12 protein-coding genes are annotated in these 13710 nt (G+C 47.4%); 11 read left to right on the plus strand and 1 reads right to left on the minus strand.

The genetic code is table 11. The features are described from left to right. The first annotated feature begins 154 nt into the window (after positions 1 to 154). The 7 genes from KPC83_RS00485 to metA all read left to right on the plus strand — a co-directional run bounded on the left by KPC83_RS00485 (position 155) and on the right by metA (position 6707). Positions 155 to 1135, plus strand: coding sequence for a YitT family protein (locus KPC83_RS00485; protein ID WP_216278648.1), 981 nt, complete (start codon positions 155 to 157; stop codon positions 1133 to 1135). 213 nt (positions 1136 to 1348) lie between these two features. Beyond that, positions 1349 to 2284 (plus strand): ABC transporter ATP-binding protein, encoded by a 936-nt coding sequence (locus KPC83_RS00490; protein WP_216278649.1) that lies wholly within the window; start codon positions 1349 to 1351, stop codon positions 2282 to 2284. Between the two features lie 362 nt (positions 2285 to 2646). Further along, on the plus strand, positions 2647 to 3516 hold the full coding sequence (locus KPC83_RS00495; protein ID WP_216278650.1) for a hypothetical protein: 870 nt from the start codon (positions 2647 to 2649) through the stop codon (positions 3514 to 3516). Next, positions 3513 to 4346, plus strand: coding sequence for a hypothetical protein (locus tag KPC83_RS00500; protein ID WP_216278651.1), 834 nt, complete (start codon positions 3513 to 3515; stop codon positions 4344 to 4346). The genes KPC83_RS00495 and KPC83_RS00500 overlap by 4 nt, the downstream gene beginning before the upstream one ends. Positions 4347 to 4616: 270 nt before the next feature. Further along, entirely contained in the window at positions 4617 to 5171 is a 555-nt protein-coding gene (locus KPC83_RS00505) for a hypothetical protein (protein ID WP_216278652.1), read from the plus strand. A 3-nt stretch (positions 5172 to 5174) separates the two neighbouring features. Then, positions 5175 to 5507, plus strand: coding sequence for a helix-turn-helix transcriptional regulator (locus KPC83_RS00510; protein ID WP_253200926.1), 333 nt, complete (start codon positions 5175 to 5177; stop codon positions 5505 to 5507). A gap of 249 nt (positions 5508 to 5756) precedes the next feature. After that, positions 5757 to 6707, plus strand: coding sequence for a homoserine O-succinyltransferase (gene metA / locus KPC83_RS00515; protein WP_216278653.1), 951 nt, complete (start codon positions 5757 to 5759; stop codon positions 6705 to 6707). 69 nt (positions 6708 to 6776) lie between these two features. Here metA and KPC83_RS00520 read toward each other — a convergent pair whose 3' ends face one another. Continuing rightward, a complete protein-coding gene (locus KPC83_RS00520; protein WP_371819278.1) occupies positions 6777 to 7652 on the minus strand; it encodes an MBL fold metallo-hydrolase in 876 nt (291 codons plus the stop codon). Between the two features lie 73 nt (positions 7653 to 7725). On the opposite strand from KPC83_RS00520, the gene tilS reads away from it, so the two are divergent. The 4 genes from tilS to KPC83_RS00540 all read left to right on the plus strand — a co-directional run bounded on the left by tilS (position 7726) and on the right by KPC83_RS00540 (position 13644). Beyond that, complete coding sequence (gene tilS, locus KPC83_RS00525) at positions 7726 to 9252, plus strand: tRNA lysidine(34) synthetase TilS (RefSeq protein ID WP_216278654.1); 1527 nt, start codon at positions 7726 to 7728, stop codon at positions 9250 to 9252. Positions 9253 to 9506: 254 nt separating this feature from the next. Further along, the gene (gene hpt / locus KPC83_RS00530) at positions 9507 to 10055 is read left to right on the plus strand and encodes a hypoxanthine phosphoribosyltransferase (RefSeq protein WP_216278655.1); all 549 of its coding nucleotides are present in this window, start codon (positions 9507 to 9509) and stop codon (positions 10053 to 10055) included. A 1-nt stretch (position 10056) separates the two neighbouring features. Next, positions 10057 to 12339 (plus strand): ATP-dependent zinc metalloprotease FtsH, encoded by a 2283-nt coding sequence (ftsH, locus tag KPC83_RS00535; RefSeq protein WP_216278656.1) that lies wholly within the window; start codon positions 10057 to 10059, stop codon positions 12337 to 12339. Positions 12340 to 12456: 117 nt separating this feature from the next. Then, positions 12457 to 13644: a pyridoxal phosphate-dependent aminotransferase gene (locus KPC83_RS00540; protein WP_216278657.1), complete on the plus strand. Its 1188-nt coding sequence runs from the start codon at positions 12457 to 12459 to the stop codon at positions 13642 to 13644. Positions 13645 to 13710: the final 66 nt, after the last annotated feature.

Here is a 13710-nt window from a genome sequence, read left to right on the forward strand (position 1 = left end):
TTAGCGCCGTAAAGCCCTCGCTTTAAGGTGCGCCTTGAAGACTTCGTTAAATTTATGCTGTCGATGATTGCAGACCTATGGTCGCTATACTTAGATGCGCTCAGGTGGTATGAGAAAAGGTACGCCACCCGTCAAACAGGGGAGCCCAACAGCTATGCATGAGGCAAGTGACGAGCCACAACAGCGTATGGCTGGGCGCACAGATGATGCGCTTGAGCCACTTTCAAGCTGTCATACCGCTGAGGAGGCAGAAGCGAGCCGCCGTCTTGCAGAAAAGCGTAGCGCTCGCCCGGTAACCTGGCAGTTCTTTGGAATCTTGAATATTGGAATTATTCTTACTGCTATTGCTATTGTGTTGTTTAAGTCACCTAATGGCTTTGCATTTGGTGGCACTTCGGGCTTTTCTATTGTCCTGTCTAAACTGTTGCCGGGTTTGCCCGTTGGTGCCTTCATGTGGATTATCAACATTGGCTTGGTTATTTTAGGGCTTATCTTTTTGGACCGTCGTACCGTGGGATGGAGCGTCTTTGCGTCGTTTGCATTGTCGGGTTATGTGAGTTTATTTGAGTTCATCTTTCCTCATAATGTGTCACTTACCGGCGACATGTGGCTTGATTTGTGCTTTGCGGTTATTTTGCCGGCATTAGGCAGCGCGATTGTGTTTGATATTGGGGCATCTACTGGCGGCACCGATATTTTGGCTATGATTTTGAACCGCCGCTCAAGCCTTGAAATTGGTAAGGCGCTTATGGCGGTTGATGTAGCCATTGTTTTGGTTGCTGCGGTGTTGTATGGTCCGCGCGTTGGCCTGTATTGCATTTTGGGTTTGTTTGCAAAAACTATGCTGGTAGATGGTGCTATTGAGAGCTTGCATCTTCGTAAAATGTGTACGGTTATTTGCAAGGACCCACGCGCCGTTGAGCAGTTTATTGTAAAGGACTTAAGCCGCAGCGCCACTATCACACCAGGTTATGGTGCCTATTCTGGCAAGCGCGTGATGCAGGTTATGAGCGTGCTTTCACGCCGCGAGGCCATGAAGCTCAAGCGTTATGTGCGTGAGCTTGACCCAGGCGCGTTCATTACCATCGTCAATAGCTCAGAGATTATCGGCCGTGGTTTTCGCGGATTGAATTAGGGAACACCGCAAAAAAATTTATTTGAAAGCAGCTTAATCATGAAGGATAAGCTGGCAATATAATAATTTTGAAATATTTAGAAAATATTCTTGACAGCATATATTTATCGTTTAACAATATATTTGTGTTAAGTGCAAGAAGGGTAGTTTATTAGTCCGCTTGCCGGAGACATGGGAGTATTGGGATACCTTGAGTATATGGGGTTGAGGACAATGTCAGAAAACGAGGTTATCGAAGCTACTCATATTTCTAAGCGCTATATGCGTCGACAGGTGCTCAGCGATGTAACACTTACGGTGCCTGAAGGTGAAGTGCGGGCACTCATTGGAGAAAACGGAGCCGGTAAGAGTACCTTTATTCGTATAGTTTGTGGCATTGCTACAGCAACTTCAGGAACACTTAGCTTATTCGGGCAAACAGGCTCCCGCAAACTGCGCCTTGCTCGTCGGTATTTGGGCTTTGTGCCCGATACAAGTGGTGCCTACCAAGATATGAGTGCCTTGCAAAACTTAAAAGTGCGCTGCACTGAGTGGGGTATTCCAACGACCGAAGCGATGCCTGCTCTCAAATTGGTTGGACTCGGAGATACTGGTAAAACACATGTAGGTAAGTTTTCTATGGGTATGAAACGTCGGTTAGATATAGCAACAGCACTTCTTGGCGATACCAAACTTATTGTTATGGACGAGCCTATCAACGGTTTGGATCCTTTGGGAATTATTGAGATGCGCGATATTATTCATACACTTCATCACAAAGAGGGAAAGACAATTTTGCTTTCGTCGCATAATCTCAATGAGCTTGAAAAGTCTGCAACGTCGTTTTCGTTTATGAAAAAAGGCAGCATTATTGGTTATGCTGAAAGTAAAGAGATTGCTCAAATGCCAGCCCAGACACTTGTAATAAAGAGTTTTCGTATTGGCGCTGTGACAGATTTGCTTCACGCGCACTATAAAGACATACGATGCTTTTCGGTTGAAGAAAACACACTTTATATTGAGGGAATGCTGCCAAATTCGGGTGAAATAGCAGAACTATTGTCGCAGCAGCAAATACCTTTCCATGAGATTTATTGTAAGAAGCCAAGCCTTGAAGATTATTACAAGGTAATGGTGCAATCGGCAGAACAAGCGTGCTTGTCCGCCTAGTTTTTCTTGGACTTAACCAACTGGTTAAGAAAAGTAGGTTCATACAAGAGAAAGGAAAAGGTTATGAACTTTTACGTACCAACATACACAGATCCATATGGAGGAATATGCGACAGACTTTGCAAAAGCAAGGGTAAGTGCAATACCAAAGCAAAATGCTCAAGTTTTAATACATGCGTTGCTTATAGGTCTTGCATAATTTATTTTAAGTAAATTTATAGCTATTGTATAGGATTAAACACTGCAGTCGTTTTAATACTGACAGTAAGTGGTGCTAAGACGCGCTGCAGTGTTTTCAAGCTTCAACGGCTAACTGTCCCTAATCAATTATCCGAAAAGAATTTATAGAAGGAGGGGTTATTATGATAAAAACGCTACGCGCTCATTTAAGGCGTGAGTTTTATATTGCCCCAATTCGGGCTTGCATGATATGTTCATTCGTCCTTGGGGTACTGCTCACCTTGAATCCTTTTCAAATAATTGCATTAGATGAATGGCGAAGTCCTGAATTAACAGCACAAGTAGGAAAAGCTCTTGTACTTGCTACAAATGTTGCAAACGCTACACCACTTGGGCTTGAGGCAGTAAGGACAGGCATGTTTAGCCTTATAGGCGCAATACCACTCTGCGTGATTATAGCGGCTTTTACAGCAGGGCATGATGGTAAGCTTGCAAGGAGCTACATAGGACTTTCCCGTTCGGGTTCCATAATTTCAGAATACGTTTCTAAGCTTTTCACAGCATTTATAGTAAGTTATGTAATGAGCTTCTGTATGACCTTTTTTCCTTTTATAGGGGCTTTGTGTCGTTACAAGCTCGGTTTTGATGCGGTAAGTTTTGGAATCTATGGTTTTTGCATTCTCCTATGGGCATGTTTGTTACTCTGTATCATTGCAATGACGCAGCTCGCATGCTATATAACGGACAGCATCTTGATTTCTAGCAGCATAATGATTGCACTTATTGTTTTATCAGGATTAGATTATATGTATATTACTGGAAATTGGGCGCGAGCAGATTTAGATATTTATAGCTGGATGTTTAATTTTCCCGGCCCGTATGTGGCACATCTCATAAGTCTTGTGTTTGAGATTTTGCTGCGTACTACTACAAATGCCATTGCTATTTCTCGTATAACAACAGATTTAATACTGTTGTACTGTGTTAAAGCGTTTTCATTATGCTCAACTATATCTATAGCAGTATGTTATTTAAAAAGGAGTCTATCATGACTTTGCGGCATTTACTTAGTTCTGAATCTAAAATTGCAAGATATAAAAAGGTATTAGGTATTGTAGCTGCATCTTACTTACTCATTTGCGTACTACTAGTTCTTGCTCATGATCAATCGCATATTGCACCTCTTCATAGAACCAATGGGTATATTTTATACATGCAAACATCCCTTGAAGGCTATCTGATGGGTTTTTTCCCAACACCAACCATGCATGGAATTGGCGGGTCGTGGTATGAACATACAGTTGTTACTGCACCATTGGCGCATGCATATTTTTTACCCTTTATTGCTATTGCTCTTGGAGCCTGGGTATGCGAGCGTTCCTTTTTTAATAATATCTCAGGCATGAGTGTATCGCGCGGCATAGGCTTGGTAAAGACAGTAATTGCTCAAGGTCTTGTTCATGCAGCAGTTTTGATGGCAGCATTTGCTATATACAGCATTTTATATGCACTTACAATGCCTTATATCTTTCATGTTGGGATGACTGTAGATGAATGGCCAGACTTTTGGTTTCGCCTACTTTTATGCTTAGAAGTTGTTGCATCGTTAGGTTTTAGCATATCAGCTGTGATGGGCATGTTTGGTCGTGGAAAACTAATCATGATGGTATTAGTAGGAATTTTTTTGTTCCAGTACATCATTACCGATTTCTTCCCTCATGTTGAAGTCAACTTATTTATGGGCATTCTCATGAAGATATGCAGTCCAGAAATTCTTGAACCTGTTCATCCATTCATACATTTGTACGGTATTTTATCGGGATTTGTTTTAGTTACGCCGTTTGCTGGTGTGGCATGGGTGCTTCAAAAAATGAAAGGATAGGGAGAGGATATTATGAAAGCATCACGCTTTAATATTGAATATTTTGATAACGATGAATACATTATTATGAATGCACGAAGTGGCCAGGTTGTTGGATTAAACAGTGAATAACGACTGGTGCTCGTGGTTACGCATGATGACGCTTTGCTTGCTGCATGTGATGAGGTACTGGAACTTAGAACATAGCTTATGTGTGAAAGTACGTGAAGATAGAAACCGGTATTATTGGGGAGGTGTAAGGGATAGAAGATGCGTCCAGGAGTAGAGGACATGAATAATCTTGAGAAAGTCGAAGCATCTACACGACTTATGAAGCGTCTCGGTATAGGGATAGCAGTTTTTGCAGTCGGTATGTTCGGGTTGTTTCTTTTTATTGGTGCAGCTGTATTGTATGCGCTTGTGACAAATACTCTTGAAGGCAGTGCTTCAGCTGCGATTCATGCCGGTAACCTCGAGCTGCACGTTCTGTATGCTTGCATTTTCTTTATCGGTTTATTAGGAGCTGCAAGTATTCTCGTGAGCATTGGTTTCAGTATGTACAAGGGAAGCTCACCATTTACTGTTGGTCATGCCCGAGGGATAGCAATCCTTGGTTGTTTATTCTTATGTAATGCCTTAATCAGCCTATTTAACAGCGGCCGTATAGAGTTTTCGTTTTTTGGTGGAAGTATTTTCTTTTTCCCACACTCGCTTTACTTTGAATTTTCATCAGGCGATATGGCTTTTGACTTTGGTTCTGTGCTCGCAGCAATGTTTCTTTTTGTTCTCGCGCTAGTTTGGTGGTATGGAACGATTATTCAAGAGCAGACGCAGGACTTGGTATAGGTTATGGCTAATCACTATCTCATTATGGAATTGGAAACGATGCTTCTTGAAGCAGGAAAGTCAAGCTCAGATATCATTCGTGCAACAGGGCATACCGCTGCAAATATCTCAAAGTTAAAGAATGGTAAGGTGCGGGCTATTCGTTTTAAGACGCTTTTGGATATTTGTGAAGAGCTTAATTGTCAGCCAGGCGACATTATTAAATGCGTTACTGAGGAAGAGCTTGAGGCACTTGCAGTTGAGCGGGCGCGCAATGCTGTTGAGCGCATGAAAGGTGATAGTTCTAAATTAAATTTACCTACAAATGTATATGCTGTTGATTTAAGTGACGAATAGACTAGGTAGTTCATACGTGCATGTATGAGTAGCGAAAAATAATAATCCTTGAAGCGGATGCGGCAGATTAGAAGTACGTAGCTGCAGAAATTAGACCTTAGAGCACGCAGATTAAGACGTGAGCAGCCGCTACACGTCTTTTCTTGCAGGCTCAGATTTCGGGTAGATAACAGAAGCGACGCTTCACATAATAGTGCCTTGCGCTGACGTAGGATATGATTATTCAAACGAGTTTGTAAGAGGAGAACTATGCCAATAAGAATTCCTGATGCCCTGCCTGCCACGAGCGAGCTTGAGCACGAGAACATTTTTGTAATGACAGAGTACCGTGCGCTGCATCAGGACATTCGTACGCTACGCGTGCTTATTTTGAACCTTATGCCTACAAAGCTTGCCACCGAAACACAGATTATGCGCAAGCTTTCAAATACCCCCTTGCAAATTGAAGTTGAGCTTTTGCGAACAAAAACCCATGAAGCAAAAAATGTTTCTGAACATCATTTAGAGGCGTTTTATCGAACCTTTCGCGATGTTGAGTTTGACCACTACGACGGCCTGATTATTACGGGCGCACCGGTTGAACAGCTTGAGTTTGAAGATGTTGATTATTGGGATGAACTCGTTCAGATTATGGATTGGTCAAAGACACACGTACATTCAACCTTGCATATCTGCTGGGGAGCACAGGCAGGTTTATATCATCACTACGGTATTCAGAAATATCCTTTGCCACAAAAAGCCTCCGGTGTATTTGAACACACCTTGGTAAAGCCTCATTCTCCCTTGGTACGCGGTATTGACGACTCATTTAGGGCTGTTCACTCACGCAATACTGAGGTTCGGCGTGAAGATGTTGAGGCTTGTGACGAGCTAGAGATTATTGCTGAGTCTGATGAAGCGGGCCTCTATATTGTAAAGAGCGTTGATAGTCAAAACTTTTTTGTCTTTGGTCACCCGGAGTACGATGCCGAGACCTTACGTTTAGAGTATGAGCGTGACTGTGCTCATAATGTTCCGGTTGAGGTTCCCAAACATTATTTTCCCGGTGATAATCCGCAGGCTACACCGCGCAATACATGGCGAAGTGCAGCACAGCTGCTCTATACCAATTGGCTGAACTACTACGTATATCAAACAACACCCTATGATTTGCGTGAGATTGGTCGCGATGCGCGAAATCGTTCAGGGCTTTGTTTGTAGGCTGCTTCCTGCTTTAAGCGTTCAGGCAATTAAGCGTGCTGCGTTTAAGTCAATAACAAAGGTAGCGCATTAGAGAAAACTACGCGGCTCCGTTTGGCTGGCAACGTGAATATACAAGGGCGCGATACCTGATTCACGCTCGAGCAGCGCCTCGGTTCCTACGGCATTAAGCAGCTGTGCGCCCAAAGCTTGACTCAGGTTTTTAACCACCTTCGACGGCGAGTTATTCTCTTGTGAAACATGCATACCAATAACATGTTCGGTACGTTTTGTAACAAGAGATTGCACGGCTTCTGCCGCTTGGTCGTTGGATAAGTGCCCAGTATCGGCAAGGATACGCTGTTGGAGATATAAAGGATAGGAGCCTTGCTTGAGCATGGAAACATCATGGTTTGACTCAAGCGCCAAGATGCGTGCGTCAAATAGACAGCCCTGTGCAGTGTCGCTTAGCCATCCGGTATCGGTTGCAAAGCCTATAGCGTCGTCTTTTGTTGAGAAGCGAAAGCCTACAGGATTTACCACATCGTGTGAGGTCGCAAAACTCTGAACGCGTATTCCGGCAACTTCAAAGGTGTCGCCTGCTGCAAAACTCGTGAAGGGGAGAGCGTCTAAATAGGGGCGGGTAGCAGTCGTTCTATCGCTGGCAAATAATGCTCCATCAAATTTTTTGCACCAAACTGAGACGCCGCCCACATGGTCGGAATGTTCATGCGTGAGTATGAGTGCCTGAACGCGCGTGGCATCGAGCCCCAGTTTATCCATGCGACGCAGAACTTCGCGTCGTGAAAAGCCGTTGTCAATCATGATGAAACCTTGAGGCCCCTCAATGAGAGCGCAGTTTCCTTTTGACCCACTTCCTAACACATGGAGATGCAGCGGGTATGTAGGAGCGTGCGATGAGCCTATAGACGAGGATAAATCTGAGTGCATATCTTCAAATCTCATATCAAATTGTTCTGGCATGCTCATAGCTTGGGTCTCCGATGGATACAATACGAACAGATAGAAGGAGGGCAGCATGCCAACAGTTGCACAGCAATATATTCGCGCACGTCGCCGGACGGCAGCCGTGGTATCTGCTTCAACCGAGGCAATGTCTGCACCAGTGGTGCTTATGGTATCAGGTGGTGCGGACTCAACAGCGCTTCTTTTGATGGCGTGTAACGACGAGCTTGACCTGATGGACGGGCGCGGCTCTGCGCGTATTGCACGCGAGCGCCTTCATGTGTTGCACGTTAACCATCATCTTCGAGGCGCTCAGTCTGATGCCGATGAAGCCTTTGTTCGTGCGCTCTGTGAGCGCGCAGGCCTGTCTATGTGTGTCGAACATGCTACGTTTATGCAAAATGGCGGGGAAAACCTCGAAGCAGCTGCACGTGAAGTGCGCTATCGAGCGGCGCGTCGTTATGTGGCTGAGCTTTCTAAACGCTTTGGCACCCCTCGTTCTGCTGCGCGTATCGTAACGGCGCATACGGCGAGTGACCGTACCGAGACCTTTTTTATGAACGCTATTAGAGGTTCAGGGCTTTCGGGTTTGTCGAGTATTCCGCAGCGCCGCAACATCATTGTGCGCCCGCTCATGAAATACACCCATGCTGAGCTGATTGCCTATCTCAATATAAACAACCAACTCTGGCGGGAGGATGAATCCAACCAAGACACGGGCTATCTCAGAAACTTTGTGCGCCACAAATTGGTGCCCGTGGCAAAGGCAAGAAATCCGCAGCTTGAACATACAGTGAGCGCGGCATGCGATGTACTTACGAGTGAAGATGCTTTTATGGAACATCTGGCGGCGCAGGCGCTCCGGCAGATTATTCGCCAGCAGCAATCGGGGCTTGTTGTGGTTGATGGTAGCCGTTTGCGCCAGAGTGAAGTTGCACTTGCGCGGCGCATGGTGCGACAGATGGTGGCTATGCTTGATGAGAATGCTCGCCTTGAGCTTATGCATGTTGAGGCGGTGCTTGAATGTGTTGCGGCAGCTCAAGGGTCGTGTACTTTGCCGGGTGGCATTGACGCGCGCATGGAGTTTGGGGCTTTGAGTCTGCGAAGTGCAACGGCGCGTGAAGAACTTGCATCTGGGTGGCTGAGCTGCCCGGGCGTGATGCCTTTAGCCAATGGCTTGGTGCTCGAAGCGCAGATACGACGGCTTAAACCGTCTGAAACGGCGCTCGACCTTGCTCAAAGGCTTGCTCGCAGCGACCATAGTCTTGCCTGTTTTGATGCAGAATCGCTTGGTTATAGTGCTGTGCAACTTTCACTTGATACAGCAGCGGTACAGTTATGGGTAAGCCCGCCAGCTCCTGGCGATATTATGTGCCCATTAGGTATGCAGGGGCGGTCAAAAAAGCTTTCAGACATATTGGGTGCTCGCCGGATTCCGGTGGCAGACCGTCCGCAAGTTCCCGTGCTTCGTACTGCACCTGCAGCAAGTATTGTGTGGGCAGCGGGCGTTTGTCTTGATGACCGCTTTAAGGTTAGCCCATCAACACGGTATATGCTGATACTTGGCATGCGCAAACCTGGCGACGAGCTACTCGGATAGTGAGATATTTTTACCACATCTGTGCACAAAGAAGCCCGTTTTGTGAGGGAATCAAAGCAAGTAGCAAGTGAGCTGCGTATTTGAGGTCAATGCGGGGTAAAATCGCCTGCACGGGCTGTGTCGAACAGACGCAGACCGTATTGCATTGTGTCTAGGTACGTCAACAGCAAAGTGCAGAAAAACGTATCATACGGCGCAGAAAGATGTGCTATAAGGCACGTGATTTAGGCAGGTTGCTTACAGGAAGGGTTTGCATGGAAACGCAGCATCCAGATGTTGAGAAGATTCTCTTTTCAGAGACAGAGATACAGTCAATGGTAAAGCGTATTGGTAAGCAAATTAGTGAAGACTATGCCGACAAAGATTTGGTGCTCATTGCAGTGCTGCGCGGAGCCGTGGTCTTTATGGGAGACCTCATGCGCTCCATAGAGTGTCCGCTTGCTATCGACTTTATGGCCGTGTCGAGCTACGGTGATGGCACTAAGTCATCGGGCGTAGTACGCATTGTAAAAGACCTAGATATGGATATTAAAGACCGTGATGTTCTTATTGTTGAGGATATTCTTGATACCGGTCTTACGCTCAAGTATCTCATGAAAAATCTGCTGCATCGTCACCCAGCTTCACTTGAGGTTGCAACTTTTCTTTGGAAAGACGTAGAGGGTCGTGAGACTGCAATTGAGCCCAAGTATGTGTGCACACATTGCCCCGATGAGTTTGTCATTGGTTACGGTCTTGACTATGCTGAGCGCTATCGCAACTTGCCCTATGTTGGCATCTTAAAGCCGGAGGTTTATTCGTAGTATGTCGCGTTTTAAGATTTCGCGCCCCAATCAGATAAAAGAGCGGGTGTCTTCTGTTTACTTTGCCAGTAACAGCGAGGGTCCGCAGCCACCGCAGCCGCCAAATTCCCCCGAGCCACAAAGTCCGTTTGGTTCGCGCAGAAATAATTCGCAATCGCCGGAGCCGCGTCGCATCAATGTCATGTATCTCATATTGGCATGTGCGCTGCTGGCGTATCTCGTCTTTAATCTCGGCGGCAATTTTATGGGCGGTCGAGCGCAGGAAATTTCTACCAGCGAGTTTGTTAGCGCGGTAAAAGACGAGCGCGTGCAAAACGTAACGTTTACCGTTGCAAATGGTTCGTTGCAAGGTAGCTACTGGCCGCGCGGCGCAAATACTTCTCGTAAGGCCGATGCTAAGCAGTTCAAGTCAAGCTATGTTGGGTCAGATAGCCTTGCTGAGCTTATGGCTGAGCACCCCAACATTACATATAAGGTTGACACAAGCAATCCCAATCTCTTCGTTGATGTGTTCTTAAATGCCTTCTTGCCGGCGCTATTGGTAGGCTTGGTTGCCATGTATTTCATGCGCCAAGCGCTGGGTTCACAAAACAAAGCGATGCAATTTGGCAAAACCAATGCAAAAACTAATGAGGCTACGCGTCCCAAGGTTAAGTTTCACGATGTAGCAGGTATTGATGAGGCTGTCGAGGAGCTTGAAGAGATTCGTGACTTCTTATCTGACCCCGAGCGCTATCGTAAGCTTGGTGCGCGTATTCCGCGCGGCGTGTTGTTAGTGGGACCTCCGGGTACTGGTAAAACCTTGCTGGCTAAGGCCGTTGCTGGTGAGGCGGGCGTGCCGTTCTTTAGTATTTCCGGCTCAGATTTTGTTGAGATGTTTGTCGGCGTAGGAGCTTCGCGCGTGCGTGACCTCTTCAAGGAGGCAAAGGCGCAAAACCCTTCCATCATTTTTATCGATGAGATTGATGCGGTGGGTCGTCAGCGCGGCGCAGGTCTTGGCGGCGGACATGACGAGCGCGAGCAAACGCTCAATCAGCTATTGGTTGAAATGGATGGCTTTGATGAGACGTCGTCCGTTATTTTGATTGCAGCAACAAACCGTCCTGACATTTTGGACCCAGCCTTGCTGCGTCCGGGTCGTTTTGACCGTCAGATTACGGTGGGTCGTCCTGATGTAAAGGGTCGCGAACAGATTTTGCGCGTGCATGCGGCAAATAAACCGCTTAACCCTAGTGTTGCCTTTGACAAGCTGGCAAAGTTGACGGTGGGCTTTACGGGTGCCGACCTTGCTAATCTCTTAAATGAAGCAGCCTTGCTTGCTGCGCGTCGTGGGCGCCAGACAATCTCTATGTCTGAGGTTGAGGAGTCAATGGAGCGCGTTATTGCAGGTCCTGAGCGCAAAAGCCGCGTGATGACCGAGAAAGAGCGTCAAATTATTGCATTCCACGAGAGTGGTCACGCCTTGGTGGGTCATGTGCTGGATAACGCAGACCCAGTTCACAAGATTAGTATTGTGAGTCGTGGTCAGGCACTGGGCTATACGCTTCAGCTTCCCGCAGAGGACCACTACCTTAAAACACGTGGCGAAATGCTTGATGAGCTGGCAGTTTTCTTGGGAGGTCGTGTTGCTGAGGAGTTATTCTGTGACGATATTACCTCAGGTGCATCAAACGATCTTGAGCGTGCTACTAAGTTAGCTCGCGAGATGGTAACACGCCTTGGCATGAGTAAAGACCTAGGCACGCAGGTTTTTGGTGAGGCACAGCATCAGGTGTTCTTGGGTCGCGATTATGCAAACCATCAAGACTATTCAGAAGAGACAGCGCGTCGCATTGATACCGAGGTGCAGCGCATTATGCGCGAGGCGCATGATAGAGCAGAACAGATTTTGAACGAGCGCCGCGAGCAACTTGGGCTTATGGCTGAGGTTTTGCTTGAGCACGAGACGGTTGAAGGAGAGGCGGTTGAGGCGCTACTCAACAACACTTGGGCTGAATACTTAGCTCAAGAAGCAAAGCATACCTCGTCGCGCCCTGGTAGTCGTCGCGTTCTTACGGCTGAGGAAGAAGCTCGTCTTGCTGAAGATGCACAGGCATATGCTGCTGCAGCTCTTGCCGCCGAGAACAAAGGGGCAGAGTTAGGCGCTACATCATCAGATGCAAGCACAGAACAGCCCGGTGGTCATGCTGATGATTGTATAGACGAGCCAGTTACAGCTGAGCCGTTATCTGGAGACGCCTCGCTACATTCTCGGGCAGATGAAGCAAATACTTCATCTGAGTAAGGGGTTTGTGCAGCGAGTTTGCTTAGCGAGTTTGTGCAGCGAGTTTGTGCATATAACTCCGGACGTATCGTATGTAACCATTGTAAGCGGGTCGTATGACCCAGAAAGCTGATTGCCATGCTCAACGAGCGTATGTATCACTATGGGGCAGAGCGCTCTGTTATCCGTGAGATTTTTGCGTATGCTTGCGAGCGCAAAGCGGCGCTGGGCGCTGAGAGGGTTTTTGATTTTAGTCTTGGAAACCCTCACGTTCCAGCACCGCCGGCAGTGCGTGCAAGTATTGAGCGCTCGTTGGCAACGCTGAGTCCGGCGGCGCTCCATGGTTATTCGCCGGCGGGAGGCTTGCCTGAGGTTCGCGCAGCGGTGGCAGCGTCGCTCAACAAGCGGTATCACATGGCATATCAGCCAGACGATGTTTTTATGACCGTCGGGGCGGCAGCATCGCTTTCTTGTGCGCTTAATGCGGTTGTTACACCAGCTGAGGAAGTTATCGTTGTTGCTCCGTTTTTCCCCGAGTATCGCGTGTGGATTGAGCAAGCGGGAGTGCGGATGGTTGTGGTGCCAGCGCAAGCGGAAGATTTCACACTTAATCTTGATGCGCTTGCCTCGGCTATTTCCCCACGTACCGCTGCAGTGATTATCAATTCACCTAATAACCCTACCGGCGTTGTGTATACGCGAGAGCAACTCAGTCAGCTGGCAGATATATTGAGAGCAGCAAACAATCAGCGTCAGGAGCCTATCTATTTTATTTCTGACGAGCCGTATCGTGATTTGGTATCGCCGGGCGTTGAGGTGCCGTGGCTGCCTGAGCTTTATGAGCATACTATGGTGTGCTACTCCTATTCAAAGGTTTTATCACTTGCTGGTGAGCGGGTAGGTTGGGTGCTTGTACCAGGTACCATGCCGCGCTCGGCAGAAATTCAGGCAGCGGTTGCAGGAGCTGCGCGCGCGCTTGGCTTTGTATGTGCGCCGGTGCTCTTTCAACGGGTAGTCATGGACTGTGTAGACGAGGCGGCGGATATGACGGCCTATGAGCGCAACCGCGCTACGCTTGCAGAAGCGCTTCGCAGCCATGGGTACCACTTTGTCGAGCCTGAGGGCGCATTTTATCTCTGGGTACAGGCGCTCGAATCAGATGCTACGGCATTTTGTAACCGGGCACGGAACTTTGAGTTGCTGCCGGTACCATCCGATAGCTTTGGCATTTCAGGCTGGGTGCGCATTAGCTACTGCGTGAGCTTGGACTGCATTCAGGCATCTTTACCGGCGTGGAAAGCGTTAGCAGAGAGTTATCGCAGCTAGGCTTTTGTATTTGTGTTGTGTGGGCGTATAAGAGCGCTGCATGCTAATACGTTAACGAGGGTGTGG

This window comes from Collinsella sp. zg1085 (assembly GCF_018889955.1).
In the GTDB taxonomy this organism is placed as follows: domain Bacteria; phylum Actinomycetota; class Coriobacteriia; order Coriobacteriales; family Coriobacteriaceae; genus Collinsella.